The organism is Rathayibacter sp. AY1H2 (genome assembly GCF_002931985.1).
Classification (GTDB): Bacteria; Actinomycetota; Actinomycetes; order Actinomycetales; family Microbacteriaceae; genus Rathayibacter.
The window spans coordinates 67,454-84,090 of sequence record NZ_PSUV01000017.1; the positions used below are offsets into that span (position 1 = coordinate 67,454).

Consider the following 16,637-nt stretch of genomic DNA (forward strand, 5'->3'; position numbering starts at 1 on the left):
TTCCATGGCTACCTCTGTCGACATCATCGACGTCAAGGGCCAGAAGGCGGGCTCGGTCGAGCTCCCCGCCGCGCTCTTCGACGTCCAGACCAACATCCCCCTCATCCACCAGGTCGTCGTGGCCCAGCTCGCCGCGGCGCGCCAGGGAACCCACAAGACGAAGAACCGCGGTGAGGTCTCCGGAGCCGGTCGCAAGCCGTTCAAGCAGAAGGGAACCGGTCGCGCTCGTCAGGGCTCGATCCGCGCCCCGCACATGACCGGCGGTGGCGTGGTCCACGGACCGACCCCCCGCAGCTACGCGCAGCGCACCCCCAAGAAGATGATCGCCGCGGCTCTGCTCGGTGCTCTCTCGGACCGCGCCCGCGGTGCCCGCATCCACGTGGTCGAGTCCCTCGCCCTCGGCGACACCCCCCGGACCAAGGACGTCCTCGTCCTGCTCGACGCCCTCTCGGTGTCGCGCAACGTCCTCGTGGTGCTCGAGCGCGACGACTACATCGCCGAGCTCTCGCTCCGCAACGTGCCGTTCGTGCACATCCTGCCGGCCGACCAGCTCAACGCGTACGACGTGCTCGTCTCCGACGACATCGTGTTCTCGAAGGGCGCGCTCGACGCGTTCATCGCGGCCAAGTCGGGCGTCGAGTCCAACAAGGAAGAGGTGAACGCATGAGCCAGTCCGCCGCGTTCAACAAGGACCCCCGCGACGTCATCATCTCCCCGGTGGTCTCGGAGAAGTCCTACGGCCTGATCGACGAGGGCAAGTACACCTTCGTGGTCGACCCGCGTTCGAACAAGACCGAGATCAAGCTCGCCATCGAGAAGATCTTCGGCGTCGAGGTCGCGTCGATCAACACGCTGAACCGCCAGGGCAAGACCCGCCGCACGAAGTTCGGCACCGGCAAGCGCAAGGACACCAAGCGCGCGATCGTCACGCTGAAGTCCGGCTCCATCGACATCTTCACGAGCGTCGGCTGAGCCGAAGAAGCGTAGAGGAAACAGACAATGGCTATTCGTAAGTACAAGCCCACGACTCCCGGTCGCCGCGGCTCCAGCGTTGCCGACTTCGCCGAGATCACCCGCTCGACGCCCGAGAAGTCGCTCCTGCGCCCGCTGTCCAAGACCGGTGGCCGCAACAACTCCGGCCGCATCACGACGCGTCACATCGGTGGTGGCCACAAGCGCCAGTACCGTCTGATCGACTTCCGTCGCAACGACAAGGACGGCGTCAACGCCAAGGTCGCTCACATCGAGTACGACCCCAACCGCACGGCGCGCATCGCGCTGCTCCACTTCGTGGACGGCACCAAGCGCTACATCCTGGCCCCGAACAAGCTCTCGCAGGGCGACGTCGTGGAGTCGGGCGCCGGCGCCGACATCAAGCCCGGCAACAACCTGCCGCTGCGCAACATCCCGACCGGTACGGTCATCCACGCCATCGAGATCAAGCCGGGAGGCGGCGCCAAGCTCGCCCGCTCGGCCGGCACCTCGGTCCGCCTCGTCGCCAAGGACGGCCCTTACGCGCAGCTCCGCCTGCCGTCGGGCGAGATCCGCAACGTCGACGCGCGCTGCCGCGCCACGATCGGCGAGGTCGGCAACGCCGAGCAGTCGAACATCAACTGGGGCAAGGCCGGCCGCATGCGCTGGAAGGGCGTCCGCCCGACCGTCCGCGGTGTCGCGATGAACCCGGTCGACCACCCGCACGGTGGTGGAGAGGGCAAGACCTCCGGTGGACGCCACCCGGTCAGCCCGTGGGGTCAGTCCGAGGGACGCACCCGTCGCCCCAACAAGGAGAGCGACAAGCTCATCGTTCGCCGCCGCACCGCCGGTAAGAAGCGCAAGTAGGAGTTGTAGAAGATGCCTCGCAGTCTCAAGAAGGGCCCCTTCGTTGACGACCACCTGCTCCGCAAGGTGTTCACGGCCAACGAAGCCGGCAACAAGAACGTCATCAAGACCTGGTCGCGCCGTTCGATGATCATCCCGGCGATGCTGGGTCATACCATCGCGGTCCACGACGGTCGCAAGCACATCCCCGTGTTCGTGACCGAGACCATGGTCGGCCACAAGCTCGGCGAGTTCGCCCCCACTCGGACCTTCCGCGGTCACGAGAAGGACGACAAGAAGGGCCGTCGCCGCTGACGCGGCGACGAGAAGGAGGAGAGAAATGGTGGAGTCGATCGCACGCGTGCGACACATCCGCGTCACCCCCCAGAAGGCTCGCCGTGTCGTGAACCTGATCCGCGGGAAGCAGGCTCAGGAGGCACTGGCCATCCTGAAGTTCGCGCCGCAGGGTGCGTCCGAGCCCGTCTACAAGCTCGTCGCCTCGGCGATGGCCAACGCTCGCGTCAAGGCCGATGCCTCGAACGAGTACCTCGACGACCAGGACCTGATCGTGTCCCGCGCCTTCGTCGATGAGGGAACCACCCTCAAGCGATTCCAGCCCCGTGCTCAGGGTCGTGCCTTCCGCATCAACAAGCGCACCAGCCACATCACCGTCGTGCTGGCCACTCCTGAGGAGGGGACCAAGTAATGGGTCAGAAAGTAAACCCCTACGGTTTCCGTCTGGGAATCACCACCGACCACGTGTCGCGCTGGTTCTCCGACAGCACCAAGAAGGGCCAGCGGTACAGCGACTACCTCGCCGAGGACGTCAAGATCCGCCGACTCCTCGCCACGCAGCTCGACCGTGCGGGCGTCGCCCGCATCGAGATCGAGCGCACCCGTGACCGCGTCCGCGTCGACATCCACACCGCCCGCCCGGGCATCGTGATCGGCCGCCGCGGCGCCGAGGCCGAGCGCATCCGCGCCGACCTCGAGAAGCTCACGGGCAAGCAGATCCAGCTGAACATCCTCGAGGTCAAGAACCCCGAGGCCGAGGCTCAGCTGGTCGCCCAGGGCATCGCCGAGCAGCTCTCCGCCCGCGTGGCCTTCCGCCGCGCGATGCGCAAGGGCCTGCAGGGCGCTCAGCGCGCCGGCGCCAAGGGCGTCCGCATCCAGGTCTCCGGCCGCCTCGGCGGCGCCGAGATGAGCCGCTCGGAGTTCTACCGCGAGGGACGCGTGCCGCTGCACACCCTCCGCGCGAACATCGACTACGGCTTCTACGAGGCGAAGACCACCTTCGGCCGCATCGGCGTGAAGGTCTGGATCTACAAGGGCGACATCACCAACAAGGAGCTCGCCCGCGAGCAGGCGAACAGCAAGTCGTCGCGCCCCGAGCGCAGCGACCGTCCGCGCCGTGCACCCCGCCAGCAGAGCGAGGCGCCCGTCGCAGCAGGAGTTGAGGCATAACCATGTTGATTCCGCGTCGAGTCAAGCACCGCAAGCAGCACCACCCGGGCCGGTCCGGCCAGGCCACCGGTGGCACCAAGGTGTCGTTCGGTGAGTTCGGCATCCAGGCCCTCACCCCCGCCTACGTGACCAACCGTCAGATCGAGTCCGCTCGTATCGCGATGACGCGTCACATCAAGCGCGGCGGAAAGGTGTGGATCAACATCTACCCCGACCGTCCGCTCACCAAGAAGCCGGCCGAGACCCGCATGGGTTCCGGTAAGGGCTCGCCGGAGTGGTGGGTCGCGAACGTCAAGCCGGGTCGCGTCCTCTTCGAGGTCGCCGGCGTCGACGAGCAGCTCGCTCGTGAGGCCATGACCCGTGCCATCCACAAGCTGCCCCTCAAGGCACGCATCATCAAGCGCGAGGAGGGAGACGCGTAATGGCGATCGGATCCAAGGAGCTCGCCCCCGCCGAGCTCGACACCTACGAGGACGAGCGTCTCGTCACCGAGCTGAAGAAGGCCAAGGAGGAGCTGTTCAACCTCCGCTTCCAGTCGGCCACCGGTCAGCTGGACACCAACGGCCGCCTGCGTGCCGTCAAGCGCGACATCGCCCGCATCTACACGGTCATCCGTGAGCGCGAGCTGGGCATCCGCGCCACCCCCGCACCCGTCGAGGCCCCGGCCAAGGCGGAGAAGAAGCCGAAGACCAAGAAGGCCGCCAAGGCCGAGGTCGAGGCGACCGAGTCGAACGAGGAGGCCAAGTAATGGCAACCGTCAATGACAGCGCCGGCCACGAGTCGGCCGCCCACGACGTGAAGGAGGCGGGCGCTCGCGGATACCGCAAGACCCGTCGCGGCTACGTCACCAGCGACAAGATGGACAAGACCATCGTCGTCGAGGTCGAGGACCGGGTGAAGCACCCGCTGTACGGCAAGGTCATCCGCCGTACGTCCAAGGTCAAGGTCCACGACGAGCTGAACTCCGCCGGCATCGGCGACTCCGTCGTCATCAGCGAGACCCGTCCCCTCAGCGCCACCAAGCGCTGGCGCCTGGTCGAGATCCTCGAGAAGGCCAAGTAGGCCGCGGCCTACTTGAGTTAGCAGGAGAGACACATGCTTCAGCAAGAATCCCGAGTCAAGGTCGCCGACAACACCGGCGCCAAGATGCTCCTCACCATCCGCGTCCTCGGAGGCTCCGGCCGCCGCTACGCGGGCCTCGGTGACATCATCGTCGCCACCGTCAAGGACGCGATCCCCGGTGGCAACGTGAAGAAGGGCGACGTGGTCAAGGCCGTCATCGTCCGCACCATCAAGCAGACCCGTCGCGCCGACGGCTCGTACATCAAGTTCGACGAGAACGCCGCCGTCATCCTCAAGAACGACGGGGACCCCCGTGGCACCCGCATCTTCGGACCGGTCGGTCGCGAGCTCCGCGACAAGAAGTTCATGAAGATCGTCTCGCTGGCACCGGAGGTTATCTAGTCATGGCCAAGATCAAGAAGGGTGACCTCGTCCAGGTCATCTCGGGCGCTACCCAGGCCCGCGGTGGAGACCGCGGCAAGCAGGGCAAGGTCCTCGAGGTGCTGGTCGAGCGCAACCGCGTCGTCGTCGAGGGCGTGAACTTCGTCAAGAAGCACGTCCGCGTCGGCCAGACGCAGCGCGGCTCGAAGGAGGGCGGCATCGAGACCGTCGAGGCCTCGATCCACATCTCCAACGTCGCGCTCGTCGACCCGAAGACCAAGAAGCCGACCCGGGTCGGCCACCGCAACGTGGCCGTCACCAAGGACGGCGTGACCAAGACCGTTCGCGTGCGCTACGCGAAGGCGTCGGGTGAGGAACTGTAATGACTGACACCACCGCAGTGGCTGCGAAGGTTCAGCCGCGGCTCAAGGCCAAGTACCAGGCCGACATCATCCCCGCTCTCAAGGAGCAGTTCGGCTTCGGCAACGTCCACCAGGTCCCCGGCCTGGTCAAGGTCGTCGTCAACACCGGTGTCGGTGAGGCCGCCCGCGACGGCAAGATCATCGACGGCGCGGTCAAGGACCTCACCGCCATCACCGGTCAGAAGCCGCAGGTCACCAAGGCCCGCAAGTCCATCGCGCAGTTCAAGCTGCGCGAGGGTCAGGCCATCGGCGCTCACGTCACCCTCCGGGGCGACCGCGCCTGGGAGTTCCTGGACCGCCTGCTCTCGGTGGCGCTGCCCCGCATCCGCGACTTCCGCGGGCTGTCGGACCGCCAGTTCGACGGCAACGGCAACTACACCTTCGGCATCACGGAGCAGTCGATCTTCCACGAGATCGACCAGGACCGCATCGACCGCGTCCGCGGCTTCGACGTGACCGTCGTGACCACCGCCAAGACCGACGACGAGGGTCGCGCGCTGCTCAAGCAGCTCGGCTTCCCGTTCAAGTCGTCGGACAACGCGTAAGCAGCAAGCCTCGAGGCCGGGGGACGGTGAGAACCGCCCTCCGGCCTCGTCGTGCGTCCGCCGCCGGACCGGTCCGTCCGGAGCCGGCGGCGGGCGCCACGCGGGACCCCCGGATCCCGTGCACGATCGGCCCTCGACCGCAGGGCCTCGGCCATGTAGCATGGCTCGTTGGCCTGCGTTTGCGCGGCCGCATGGGCGTCGACGTCGTCGGCGCCGTCCCACACCACAGGTCGTCACTCTTGTAAAGGGTGCCGAAACCAGGCGAGAAAGGCACCATCAGCCATGACCATGACTGATCCGGTCGCAGATCTGCTGACCAGAATCCGTAACGCGAACTCCGCGCACCACGACTCCATCACCCTCCCGGGCTCGAAGCTCAAGGCGAACATCGCCGAGATCCTCAAGACCGAGGGCTACATCGCCGACTGGAAGGTCGAGGAGGCGCGCGTCGGCACGACGCTCTCCATCTCCCTCAAGTACGGCCCGAACCGCGAGCGCTCGATCGCCGGCATCAAGCGGGTCTCGAAGCCCGGACTCCGCGTGTACGCGAAGTCGGCCGAGATCCCCACCGTGCTCGGCGGCCTCGGCGTCGCCATCCTGTCCACCTCGAGCGGTCTCCTGACCGACCGCCAGGCCGAGAAGAAGGGCGTGGGTGGGGAAGTCCTCGCCTACGTGTGGTAACCCCTCATGTCGCGTATTGGAAGACTCCCCATCGAGATCCCGGCGGGCGTCGACGTCTCCGTCGCCGGATCCGCTGTGACCGTCAAGGGCCCCAAGGGCGAGCTGACCGTCTCGGTCGCCAGCCCCATCCAGGTGTCCGTCGAGAACGGCCAGGTGCTGGTCTCGCGTCCCGATGACGAGCGCGAGTCGCGCTCGCTCCACGGCCTCACCCGCACGCTCATCGCGAACGACATCATCGGTGTCACGCAGGGCTACTCCAAGGGCCTCGAGGTCGTCGGAACCGGTTACCGCGTGCTGGCGAAGGGCTCGGACATCGAGTTCGCGCTCGGCTTCTCGCACCCGGTCGTCGTCACCCCGCCCGCGGGCATCTCGTTCACGGTCGAGGGCAACAACAAGCTCACCGTGCACGGCATCTCGAAGCAGGCCGTCGGTGAGGTGGCCGCCAACATTCGTAAGATCCGCAAGCCCGAGCCCTACAAGGGCAAGGGCGTGCGCTACGCCGGCGAGGTCGTTCGCCGCAAGGCCGGAAAGAGCGGTAAGTGATCATGGGACTCGGAACCAGAGGAAAGAGCAAGTCCGCTGCGCGCGGTCGTCGTCACGACCGTCTGCGCAAGAAGGTCGTCGGATCCGCCGAGCGCCCCCGCCTCGTCGTCAACCGCTCGGCCCGCCACGTCTTCGTGCAGGTCGTCGACGACGCTCAGGGCCGCACCCTCGCGTCGGCGTCGACCCTCGAGGCCGACCTGCGCGTGTTCGATGGCGACAAGACCGCCAAGGCCCGCAAGGTCGGCGAGCTCGTCGCCGAGCGCGCCAAGAACGCCGGTGTCGAGGCGGTCGTCTTCGACCGCGGAGGCAACAAGTACGCCGGTCGCGTCGCCGCGATCGCCGATGGAGCACGAGAGGCAGGGCTCAACCTGTGAGCGCCGCAGAGAACAAGGAACCCGAGGTCGCCGCTGTGTCGGAGGCCCCCGTCGAGACCGCTGCGTCCACGCAGCCGCAGCAGGAGGCTCGTGAGCCCCGCCGCGGCGGCCGCGACCGCAACCAGGGTGGCCGCGACCGCGGTGGCCGTGACGCCGAGAAGAGCCAGTTCCTCGAGCGCGTCGTGACCATCAACCGCGTGTCGAAGGTCGTCAAGGGCGGCCGTCGCTTCAGCTTCACCGCGCTCGTGGTCGTCGGAGACGGCAACGGACTGGTGGGCGTCGGCTACGGCAAGGCCCGCGAGGTCCCGACCGCCATCTCCAAGGGCGTCGAGGAGGCGAAGAAGAACTTCTTCCGCGTCCCCCGCGTCGCCTCGACCATCCCGCACCCCGTCCAGGGTGAGGCCGCCGCCGGTGTGGTGCTCCTGCGCCCCGCCGCCGCGGGTACCGGTGTCATCGCCGGCGGTCCCGTCCGCGCCGTCCTCGAGTGCGCCGGCATCCACGACGTCCTGAGCAAGTCGCTCGGCTCGTCGAACACCATCAACATCGTCCACGCGACCGTCGAGGCTCTGAAGCAGCTCGAGGAGCCGCGCGCCGTCGCCGCTCGTCGTGGTCTCGACTTCGACCAGGTCGCGCCGGCACGTCTCGTCCGTGCCGAGGCCGACGCCCTCGCCGCCGCGTCCAACGCGAAGGCAGGTGCCTGATGGCCCAGCTCAAGGTGACCCAGATCAAGTCGAAGGTCAGCGAGAAGCAGTACCAGCGCGACACGCTGCGCTCGCTCGGCCTCAGGAAGATCGGTCAGAGCGTCGTCCGCGAGGACAACGCCCAGAACCGCGGATACGTGAAGACCGTCGCCCACCTGGTGAAGGTCGAGGAGATTGACTAATGGCTGAGACGAAGAAGGCCGCCGCCGCGGAGTCCACGACTCCCGCGCAGGCGACCACCACGAAGGGCGCGGCGGTGCCGGCGACCAAGGAGCACGTGCTCAAGGTCCACCACCTCCGCCCCGCTGCCGGAGCCAAGAAGGCCAAGACCCGCGTGGGTCGCGGTGAGGGCTCCAAGGGAAAGACCGCCGGTCGCGGCACCAAGGGCACCAAGGCCCGCTACCAGGTGCGAGTCGGCTTCGAGGGTGGGCAGATGCCGCTGCACATGCGCACCCCGAAGCTGCGCGGCTTCAAGAACCCGTTCCGGGTCGAGTACCAGGTCGTGAACCTGTCCGCTCTCGCGGAGCTCTACCCCCAGGGCGGCGACGTCACCATCGGCGACCTGGTCGCCAAGGGTGCTGTCCGCAAGAACGAGAAGGTCAAAGTCCTCGGGGACGGCGACATTGCGGTTAAGCTGAACGTCGCGGTCGACAAGGTCTCCAGCTCTGCCGAGCAGAAGATCGTCGCTGCGGGCGGATCCATCAAGTAGCACCAGCAGCTTGTCGGTCGAGCTTGTCACGCCGACTCCCTCCGGGAGCGCGTGGCAAGCTCGACCTGTATCCCGCACCACAGAATTGAGCAGGAGACCTTAGGTAGTGTTTGGCGCCGTTGCGCGGATCTTCCGCACCCCCGACCTCCGCCGCAAGATCGGCTTCACCCTCGCGATCGTGGCGATCTTCCGGCTGGGATCCTTCATCCCTGCTCCGTTCGTCGACTTCAGCGCCGTGCAGGCCTGTCTCGCCGGCAACCAGGGCACCTCGGGTCTCTACGAGCTCGTGAACCTCTTCAGCGGTGGAGCACTGCTCCAGCTGTCGATCTTCGCGCTCGGGATCATGCCGTACATCACGGCGTCGATCATCGTGCAGCTGCTGCGCGTGGTCATCCCTCACTTCGAGACCCTGTACAAGGAGGGGCAGTCCGGTCAGGGCAAGCTCACCCAGTACACGCGGTACCTCACCATCGCGCTCGGCGTCCTCCAGTCGACGACGCTGATCACCGTCGCCCGCTCGGGCGCCCTCTTCGGCAACTCCGGCGTCCCGGAGTGCTCGGCGCTCATCATCACCGACGAGTGGTACTCCATCCTCCTCATGGTCATCACCATGACCGCGGGCACCGGGATCATCATGTGGATGGGCGAGCTCATCACCGAGCGCGGCATCGGCAACGGCATGTCGCTGCTGATCTTCACCTCGATCGCCGCCCAGTTCCCCACCTCCCTGTGGTCGATCGCGCAGTCGCGCGGCTTCGAGACCTTCCTCCTCGTCCTCGGCGTGGGCCTCGTGCTCGTGGTCGCCGTGGTCTTCGTGGAGCAGTCGCAGCGGCGGATCCCCGTGCAGTACGCCAAGCGGATGGTCGGCCGCCGCACCTACGGCGGCAACAACACCTACATCCCGATCAAGGTCAACATGGCCGGCGTCGTGCCCGTCATCTTCGCCTCGTCGCTGCTGTACCTGCCCGCGCTCATCGCGCAGTTCAACCAGCCCGCCGCGGGCCAGGAGGCCCCGGTCTGGGTCACCTGGATCACGAACTACCTCACCAAGGGCGATCACCCGCTCTACATGGCGCTGTACTTCCTCCTGATCGTGGGCTTCACCTACTTCTACGTCGCGATCACCTTCAACCCGGACGAGGTCGCCGACAACATGAAGCGCTACGGCGGGTTCATCCCCGGCATCCGCGCCGGCCGCCCGACCGCCGAGTACCTCAACTACGTGCTCACCAGGGTGACGCTGCCCGGATCGGTCTACCTCGGCCTCATCGCGCTCGTGCCCCTCGTGGCTCTCGCGCTGGTCGGTGCGAACCAGAACTTCCCCTTCGGCGGCACGTCCATCCTGATCATCGTCGGAGTCGGCCTGGAGACGGTGAAGCAGATCGACTCCCAGCTGCAGCAGCGCCACTACGAAGGACTCCTCCGATGACGTCGCACCCGATCGGCTTCCGTCTCCTGCTGATCGGCCCTCCCGGCGCAGGCAAGGGGACCCAGGCCGCTCGGCTGAGCGACATCCTCCGGGTGCCCGCCATCTCGACCGGGGACATCTTCCGCGCGAACGTCGCCAACGAGACCGAGCTCGGTCTCCAGGCGAAGGCCTACCTCGACAACGGGCGCTACGTGCCGGACGAGCTGACCAACGCGATCGTGCACGACCGCCTCCAGGAGGCGGACGCGTCGACCGGGTTCCTGCTCGACGGCTACCCGCGCACCACGGAGCAGGTCGACGAGCTCGACCGCATCCTCGCCGCGGACGACAACCGGCTCGACGCGGTCGTCCAGCTGACGGCCGATCCCGACGAGGTCGTCGGCCGCCTGCTCAAGCGCTCGCTCGAGCAGGGGCGCAGCGACGACACCGAGGACGTCATCCGGCGCCGACTCGCGCTCTACGAGGAGCAGACCGCTCCGCTCATCGACGTCTACGCGGCCCGCGGGCTCGTGGTCGTGGTCGACGGCCTCGGGCCGGTCGACGAGGTGACCGAGCGGACCGTCGTCGCCCTCGAGGGCCACCGCGTGGGCCGCCTCGACACCCCGGCCGCCTGAGCCGTGGCGTTCCGCTCCTCGCTCTACAAGACGCCCGCGCAGCTGCGGTCGATGCTCGCTCCGGGCCTCGCCACGGCCGCCTCGCTCGACGCGGTCCGCGCGGCGGTCCGCCCGGGCGTCACCACGCTCGAGCTCGACGCGATCGCCGAGGCGGCGATCGTCGCGCTCGGCGGCCACTCGAACTTCCAGCTCGTCCCGGGCTACCGGCACACGATCTGCGCCTCGGTCAACGACGAGGTGGTCCACGGCATCCCCGGCGGGCGCGTGCTCGAGCCGGGCGACCTGGTCTCCATCGACAGCGGCGCCGAGATCGACGGCTGGAACGGCGACTCCGCGATGACGGTGGTCCTGCCCGATCCCTCCCGCCCGGAGGAGGTCGCGGCACGCGCCGAGCTCTCGCGGGTGACCGAGGGATCCCTGTGGCGGGGGATCGCCGCCCTCGCCTCCGCCCGCCATCTCAACGAGGTCGGCGCGGCGATCGAGGAGTACATCGAGGACGAGGCCGAGCGCTCGGGCCGCGTCTACGGCATCCTCACCGACTACATCGGCCACGGCATCGGGCGCACCATGCACGAGGCTCCGCCGGTCTTCAACTACCGGGTGCGCCAGCGCGGCCCCGAGGTGAAGCCGGGACTCGTCGTCGCGATCGAGCCGATGGTCACCGCGGGCAGCGCCGAGACCTTCGTCCGCGAGGACGAGTGGACGGTCGCGACCGAGGACAGCAGCATGGCCGCCCACTGGGAGCACTCCGTCGCCGTGCACCACGACGGCATCTGGGTCACCACGCTCGCCGACGGCGGCGCGGTCGGCCTCGCCCCCTACGGGATCGTGCCGACGCCCTTCGCCTAGAGGCCCCAACGCGGAGCTCCTCCGATCCGATGCGGAGGAGGCTCCTCGTGGCCTCTCGCGCCCGGCGGGGGACCGTCGGGCGCCCACGAAGCGCGGGAGCGGGAGGACGACAGCGCCCTCCGGCTCCATCCGGAGTGCGGGTGTCGGCTAGCTGTCGATCACCCGCACCAGCTCCTCGATGAAGCCGCCGAAGTCCGTGGAGCGCCGGATGAGGCGCTGCACCTCCGCCCGGTCGGCGAACACCTCGACGAACTGGTCGAACACCGACTGGAAGGTGCTGCGGCCGGCCGAGGCGAACGCGATCATCGCGATCACGTTCACCCGCTGCTCGCCCCACTCCATCGCCGTGTCGTTCACGACGATCGCGATCGAGGTGCGGCGGGCGCTCATCGCCATCGCGTGGGGGACCGCGAGGTTGTCGGTGAACGCCGTGGAGCTCATCCGCTCGCGCTCGATGGCGCCGTCGACGTAGTCCTCGTCGATGATGCCGCCGGCGATCATCCGCTCGCCCAGCATCCGGATCATCGCCGCCTCGTCGCGCGCGTGCACGTTGCGGAAGAACAGCTCCTCGTCGAAGAACTGCAGCAGCTCGTCCTTGATCTGCGCGCGGCGGCGGTGCCGGCGGACGCGGGCGATGGCGCGGCGCACCGTCTCGACGTCGTGGTCGGTGAGGAACGGCTGCACCACCACGACGTCGTCGGACGCGGGGCGCTCGTCGATCGTGGTGATCACGAGGTCGGCGGTGAGACGGTCCCAGTCGACGTCGCTCCGCGTGATCAGCGAGCGGACCTCCACCTCCGTGCCGAGGGAGCGCTCGACGCGCAGGCGCAGCATGTGCGCGAGGTCGTAGTAGTTGGGGCAGACGATCACGCAGGACAGACGCTCCTCCCGCCGGGACACCCGCTCGAGGAAGGAGCCGACGTGGAGGGCGATGTAGGCGATCTCGTCCTCGTTGACCACGACGCCCCGCCGGCGCTGCAGCCCGCTCGCCAGGAACACCGCGATCTCGTAGGTCATCGGGTAGCTGGTCTTGATCGAGCGGGTGAGCGGGTTGCGGGAGTAGCCGCCCTCGGAGGCCCGGGCGATCAGGTTCCGCACGTGCAGGGCGAGGCGGACGATGAAGCCATCGTCGTCGAGGTCGACCAGGTACTCGCGGTTGACGTCGGCGACGAGCTCGCGGACGACGGCGAGGTCCTCCGGGTCGAGGTAGTTCTCGACCACGGCGGCGACCGGCTCGTTCTGCCCGGGCGTCGCCACCCGCGTCGTCATCAGGATCGCGAGCTGGGCGAGCTCGGCGTCGGTCAGGTGCGTCGCGAAGTGCCGTTCCACCAGCTCCGCCAGCAGGGCCGCGAGCTCGCCGTGGACCGCGGGGGAGGGGCGGGAGCCGGAGGGGTCCCCGATGCCCCGGGCGACGCGGTCGACGGCGATCGCGATGTGGAGGAGGACGCTGTTCACGCCGTAGTCGTTGATGTAGTAGCCGCGGGTCTCGAGCTCGGCCAGCAGCTCGGTCTTGAAGGCGCCGAGGCCGGGGGAGGCGAACTCGCGCTGGACGTCGTCGAGCGTGAAGACGCCCTGCGCGCTCTCGTCGCGGAACATCCGCGAGATCAGGCGGCGGCGGGCCTCCTCGCTGCCCTCGAGGCGCACCGACGGGCCGCGCCGGACCAGCCCGAGGCCGGCCTCGTCGGCGAGGGCCTTCACCCGGCGCAGATCGGCGTCGACGGTCGACTCGCTCACCGACAGCGCGTCGGCGAGGGCGAAGACGTCCAGGCCCTCGTCGGAGTCGACCAGGCGGCGGACGATGCTGTACAGCCGGTCGCGCGGGGTGTCGGGCTCGACGTCGCGGCTGCGCTGCGCCTCCAGGTACGCCGCGTACGCCTCGCGCGCGAGCCGGTAGCCGTTCGCGGAGGACTCGACCGGCTCCAGCGGGGCGGCCTGCGCCTTCACCGCGGTGACATAGCTCCGGACGCTGCGGGTGGTGACTCCGAGCCTGTCGGCGAGCTCGTGCGCCGTCACCCAGCCGTCGGCGCGGGAGAGGTACTCCAGCAGTCGTTCGCGGTTGTCAGGCATCAGGCTCCAGGCGTGCGGTCGGGGCGGGCGCCGGGAGCGCCACGACCCTGCCGCGGGCCCGCAGGACGCGGGCGGCGAGTCGTACGTCCCGTCAGTCAATCACCCCGGCGACGCGCCCGGGAGCCCCCGCGCCGCGGGTGGAAGGGGCCGTCTTCCGCCCCCGCGGAAGATTGTCTGCTGGAGGGTGCCGCCCCTCCGAGGGGATGCTTGGATGAATCACGACCCGGACGCGAGGAGGCGAACGAGGTGCGGAAGATCCTGATCGTCTGCGGTGCAGGCGCGTCGAGCACGTTCCTGGCCCACCGGCTGCGAGCGGGCGCGAAGGAGCGCGGCATGGATGCCGTGTTCCGCTCCGAGACCCTCACCGGTCTCGACCACTCCCTCCCCGAGGCCGACGTCCTCCTCGTGGGGCCGCACCTCGAGTCGCAGTTCGACGGACTCCGCCACCGTGCGGAGCTCGTGGGAGCCGCGGCCGCCCTCCTCCCGCCCGATGTCTTCGGAGCGCACGGTGCCGATGCCGTGCTCGAGACCCTGCCCGTCCTCTTCGCCGCTCGCGCGGTCGTCGCAGGCGCGGACGGGGACTCCTCCACCCGCCCGGTCCGTCCGGGCCAGCCCGACTCCGGGCACCACTGATGCAGTCGCGACTGCAGGATCAAGGAGAAACGTTCATGGTCGAGCGCACCGTGCAGGTTGCATCGTCGAAGGGCCTCCACGCCCGCCCCGCCTCGCTCTTCAGCCAGGCCGCGGCGAAGTCGGGTCAGAAGGTCCTCGTCGCCAAGGGCGACGCGACCCCGGTCAACGCCGCGTCGATCCTCGGGATCATCTCGCTCGGCATCGAGCACGGCGACGAGCTCACCGTCAGCGTCGAGGGCGACAACGAGCAGGCCGTGCTCGAGGAGCTCGCGACCTTCCTCACCACCGACCACGACGCGTGACGCCTAGCGTCACGCGAGGCGGCCGGCCCCGGCGCCCACGGCGCCGGTAGCCGCGGCAGCCCCTGGAGCGTGACGGCGACCCTCACCGGGTCGCATCAGGCGCCTGCGGGACCCGGCCCCGCCCTCTCCCGGCCCACGCCGCCGCCCCGCTCTCTCCCGGCCCCCCGCATCCTCTTCTCCCGCCCGCACTCCGCACGACAGGAACGAGCACCCATGACGCTGTCCACTCCTCAGACCGCCTACGCCTCCGCCAAGCTCCAGGGCACCGGAGTGGGACGCGGGCTGGCCCTCGGGCCGGTCCTGCGCATGCCGGAGCCGCTGCCCGAGCCCGAGGACACCGCCAGCACCCGCAGCGTCGCCCAGGAGGAGGAGCGCGCCGTCTCGTCGCTGTCCGCCACCGCCGCGACGATCCGCCACCGAGGCGAGCGGGCCGGCGGCTCGGCGAAGGACGTCCTCGACGCCCAGGCCCTGATGGCCGAGGACCCGTCCCTCGGGGACGACGTCAAGGCGCGGATCGCCGGGGGCAAGACCGCGGAGCGCGCCGTGCACGAGGCCTTCGCCGGCTTCCGCGACCTGCTCGTGGCGATGGGCGGCTACATGGCCGAGCGCGCGACCGACCTCGACGACGTCTCGCAGCGCGTCGTGGCGCACCTGCGCGGCGTCGCCGCTCCCGGCGTCCCCGAGTCGGACGAGCCGTTCGTGCTCGTCGCCCGCGACCTCGCTCCGGCCGACACGGCGCTGCTCGACCTCGAGAAGGTCCTCGGCCTGATCACCAGCGACGGTGGACCGACCTCGCACACGGCGATCCTCGCCCGGGAGAAGTCGATCACCGCCATCGTCGGCACCACCGGCGCCCTCGACCTGCGGGACGGCCAGCTCGTCATCCTCGACGCCACCTCCGGCGTCGTGACGGTGAACCCCTCGGACGCCGAGATCGGCGCCGCGAAGTCCTCGATCGCCGAGCGCGCCGAGATGCTCGCCGCACCGGTCGTCCCCGGCGCGCTGGCCGACGGCCACGCCGTGCCGCTGCTCGCGAACCTCGGCTCGGCCGACGGCGCTGCGAACGCGGTCGAGCTCGGCGCCGAGGGAGTGGGGCTGTTCCGCACCGAGTTCCTCTTCCTCGACGCGAAGGAGGCGCCCTCGGTCGCCGAGCAGGCGGAGCAGTACACGCGCCTGCTCGCTGCGTTCCCCGGCCGCAAGGTCGTCGTCCGCGCGCTCGACGCCGGCGCCGACAAGCCGCTGAGCTTCCTCAACGACGACCACGAGGAGAACCCGGCCCTCGGTCTCCGCGGACTGCGCGCCCTCCGCGCCAGCGAGCAGATCCTCCGCGACCAGCTCACCGCCCTCGCCCAGGCCGACGCCGCCACCGACGCCGACCTCTGGGTCATGGCGCCGATGGTCGCGACCGTGGACGAGACCCGCTACTTCACCTCGATGGCGCGGGAGCTCGGCATCCGCACCGCCGGAGTGATGGTGGAGGTCCCCTCCTCCGCCCTGCTCGCCGACCGCATCCTCGGAGTCGCGGACTTCGCCTCGATCGGCACCAACGACCTGACCCAGTACACGCTCGCCGCCGACCGCATGCTCGGCACGGTCTCGGCGTTCCAGGACCCGTGGCACCCGGCCGTGCTCCGCCTCGTCGGCGAGGTCGGCCGCGCGGGAGCGGCGCTGGGCAAGCCCGTCGGGATCTGCGGAGAAGCCGCCGCCGACCCGCTGCTCGCCGTGGTCCTCGTCGGCCTCGGCGCCACCACCCTCTCGATGTCGCCGTCGGCTCTCGCCGACGTCCGCGCCGAGCTGGCCGAGCACACCCTCGAGGACGCCAAGCGGTACGCGGAGCTCGCTCTCGCCGCCGACAGCGCCGCCGACGCCCGCTCCGCGGTCACCGAGGCGATCGCCGCCTCCTGATCCCGGATCACCAGCCCCACCCCCCTGCACCACCCCGCCACTCGGGAGCCGGGACGCCTCAGGAGCGTCCCGGCTCCCGAGTGGCGGGGTGGTGCAGGGGGGTGGGGCTGGTGATCCGGGATCAGGAGGCGGCGATCG

General features: G+C 69.3%; 25 protein-coding genes. 24 read left to right on the top strand and 1 reads right to left on the bottom strand.

Annotated features, from left to right (window positions below):
- Positions 1-4 precede the first annotated feature (4 nt).
- The 21 genes from rplD to map all read left to right on the top strand — a co-directional run bounded on the left by rplD (position 5) and on the right by map (position 11,592).
- Positions 5-667, top strand: coding sequence for a 50S ribosomal protein L4 (rplD, locus tag C5C29_RS12725; protein WP_104224565.1), 663 nt, complete (start codon positions 5-7; stop codon positions 665-667).
- Positions 664-972, top strand: coding sequence for a 50S ribosomal protein L23 (gene rplW, locus C5C29_RS12730; protein ID WP_068209445.1), 309 nt, complete (start codon positions 664-666; stop codon positions 970-972). The genes rplD and rplW overlap by 4 nt, the downstream gene beginning before the upstream one ends.
- 27 nt (positions 973-999) lie before the next feature.
- A complete protein-coding gene (gene rplB / locus C5C29_RS12735; RefSeq protein WP_068251462.1) occupies positions 1,000-1,839 on the top strand; it encodes a 50S ribosomal protein L2 in 840 nt (279 codons plus the stop codon).
- Positions 1,840-1,851: 12 nt separating this feature from the next.
- Positions 1,852-2,133 carry a 30S ribosomal protein S19 gene (gene rpsS / locus C5C29_RS12740; protein WP_055787078.1) on the top strand — a complete coding sequence of 94 codons (282 nt, stop codon included), beginning with the start codon at positions 1,852-1,854 and terminating at the stop codon, positions 2,131-2,133.
- A 25-nt stretch (positions 2,134-2,158) separates the two neighbouring features.
- Positions 2,159-2,524: a 50S ribosomal protein L22 gene (rplV, locus tag C5C29_RS12745; protein WP_077221988.1), complete on the top strand. Its 366-nt coding sequence runs from the start codon at positions 2,159-2,161 to the stop codon at positions 2,522-2,524.
- Positions 2,524-3,282 carry a 30S ribosomal protein S3 gene (gene rpsC, locus C5C29_RS12750; RefSeq protein ID WP_068209439.1) on the top strand — a complete coding sequence of 253 codons (759 nt, stop codon included), beginning with the start codon at positions 2,524-2,526 and terminating at the stop codon, positions 3,280-3,282. Before rplV ends, rpsC begins: the two co-directional genes overlap by 1 nt.
- Positions 3,283-3,284: 2 nt before the next feature.
- The gene (gene rplP, locus C5C29_RS12755; protein ID WP_068209436.1) at positions 3,285-3,704 is read left to right on the top strand and encodes a 50S ribosomal protein L16; all 420 of its coding nucleotides are present in this window, start codon (positions 3,285-3,287) and stop codon (positions 3,702-3,704) included.
- Positions 3,704-4,030 (top strand): 50S ribosomal protein L29, encoded by a 327-nt coding sequence (gene rpmC / locus C5C29_RS12760; protein ID WP_104224564.1) that lies wholly within the window; start codon positions 3,704-3,706, stop codon positions 4,028-4,030. The genes rplP and rpmC overlap by 1 nt, the downstream gene beginning before the upstream one ends.
- Complete coding sequence (rpsQ, locus tag C5C29_RS12765; RefSeq protein WP_104224563.1) at positions 4,030-4,344, top strand: 30S ribosomal protein S17; 315 nt, start codon at positions 4,030-4,032, stop codon at positions 4,342-4,344. The genes rpmC and rpsQ overlap by 1 nt, the downstream gene beginning before the upstream one ends.
- Positions 4,345-4,377: 33 nt before the next feature.
- Positions 4,378-4,746 carry a 50S ribosomal protein L14 gene (rplN, locus tag C5C29_RS12770; protein WP_104224562.1) on the top strand — a complete coding sequence of 123 codons (369 nt, stop codon included), beginning with the start codon at positions 4,378-4,380 and terminating at the stop codon, positions 4,744-4,746.
- Between the two features lie 2 nt (positions 4,747-4,748).
- Complete coding sequence (gene rplX, locus C5C29_RS12775) at positions 4,749-5,108, top strand: 50S ribosomal protein L24 (RefSeq protein ID WP_104224561.1); 360 nt, start codon at positions 4,749-4,751, stop codon at positions 5,106-5,108.
- Positions 5,108-5,692, top strand: coding sequence for a 50S ribosomal protein L5 (gene rplE / locus C5C29_RS12780; RefSeq protein WP_068209425.1), 585 nt, complete (start codon positions 5,108-5,110; stop codon positions 5,690-5,692). The genes rplX and rplE overlap by 1 nt, the downstream gene beginning before the upstream one ends.
- Before the next feature lie 282 nt (positions 5,693-5,974).
- Entirely contained in the window at positions 5,975-6,373 is a 399-nt protein-coding gene (gene rpsH, locus C5C29_RS12785; RefSeq protein WP_068209423.1) for a 30S ribosomal protein S8, read from the top strand.
- A gap of 6 nt (positions 6,374-6,379) precedes the next feature.
- Complete coding sequence (rplF, locus tag C5C29_RS12790) at positions 6,380-6,916, top strand: 50S ribosomal protein L6 (protein ID WP_104224560.1); 537 nt, start codon at positions 6,380-6,382, stop codon at positions 6,914-6,916.
- Positions 6,917-6,918: 2 nt separating this feature from the next.
- The gene (gene rplR, locus C5C29_RS12795) at positions 6,919-7,290 is read left to right on the top strand and encodes a 50S ribosomal protein L18 (protein ID WP_056037296.1); all 372 of its coding nucleotides are present in this window, start codon (positions 6,919-6,921) and stop codon (positions 7,288-7,290) included.
- Positions 7,287-7,991, top strand: coding sequence for a 30S ribosomal protein S5 (gene rpsE, locus C5C29_RS12800; protein WP_104224559.1), 705 nt, complete (start codon positions 7,287-7,289; stop codon positions 7,989-7,991). The genes rplR and rpsE overlap by 4 nt, the downstream gene beginning before the upstream one ends.
- Positions 7,991-8,173, top strand: a complete 183-nt coding sequence (gene rpmD, locus C5C29_RS12805; protein ID WP_181024623.1) for a 50S ribosomal protein L30 — start codon at positions 7,991-7,993, stop codon at positions 8,171-8,173. The genes rpsE and rpmD overlap by 1 nt, the downstream gene beginning before the upstream one ends.
- Entirely contained in the window at positions 8,173-8,700 is a 528-nt protein-coding gene (gene rplO / locus C5C29_RS12810) for a 50S ribosomal protein L15 (RefSeq protein ID WP_104224558.1), read from the top strand. Before rpmD ends, rplO begins: the two co-directional genes overlap by 1 nt.
- A 106-nt stretch (positions 8,701-8,806) precedes the next feature.
- On the top strand, positions 8,807-10,129 hold the full coding sequence (secY, locus tag C5C29_RS12815) for a preprotein translocase subunit SecY (protein WP_104224557.1): 1,323 nt from the start codon (positions 8,807-8,809) through the stop codon (positions 10,127-10,129).
- Complete coding sequence (locus tag C5C29_RS12820) at positions 10,126-10,743, top strand: adenylate kinase (protein WP_181027194.1); 618 nt, start codon at positions 10,126-10,128, stop codon at positions 10,741-10,743. The genes secY and C5C29_RS12820 overlap by 4 nt, the downstream gene beginning before the upstream one ends.
- 3 nt (positions 10,744-10,746) lie before the next feature.
- A complete protein-coding gene (map, locus tag C5C29_RS12825; protein ID WP_104224556.1) occupies positions 10,747-11,592 on the top strand; it encodes a type I methionyl aminopeptidase in 846 nt (281 codons plus the stop codon).
- Positions 11,593-11,739: 147 nt separating this feature from the next.
- Here map and C5C29_RS12830 read toward each other — a convergent pair whose 3' ends face one another.
- Positions 11,740-13,659: a BglG family transcription antiterminator gene (locus tag C5C29_RS12830; protein WP_104224555.1), complete on the bottom strand. Its 1,920-nt coding sequence runs from the start codon at positions 13,657-13,659 to the stop codon at positions 11,740-11,742.
- A gap of 207 nt (positions 13,660-13,866) precedes the next feature.
- On the opposite strand from C5C29_RS12830, the gene C5C29_RS12835 reads away from it, so the two are divergent.
- The 3 genes from C5C29_RS12835 to ptsP all read left to right on the top strand — a co-directional run bounded on the left by C5C29_RS12835 (position 13,867) and on the right by ptsP (position 16,499).
- Complete coding sequence (locus C5C29_RS12835) at positions 13,867-14,292, top strand: PTS sugar transporter subunit IIB (protein ID WP_181074977.1); 426 nt, start codon at positions 13,867-13,869, stop codon at positions 14,290-14,292.
- 35 nt (positions 14,293-14,327) lie between these two features.
- Positions 14,328-14,594 carry an HPr family phosphocarrier protein gene (locus C5C29_RS12840; protein ID WP_104224553.1) on the top strand — a complete coding sequence of 89 codons (267 nt, stop codon included), beginning with the start codon at positions 14,328-14,330 and terminating at the stop codon, positions 14,592-14,594.
- A gap of 306 nt (positions 14,595-14,900) precedes the next feature.
- Complete coding sequence (ptsP, locus tag C5C29_RS12845) at positions 14,901-16,499, top strand: phosphoenolpyruvate--protein phosphotransferase (RefSeq protein WP_374953994.1); 1,599 nt, start codon at positions 14,901-14,903, stop codon at positions 16,497-16,499.
- The last annotated feature ends 138 nt before the right edge of the window (positions 16,500-16,637 follow it).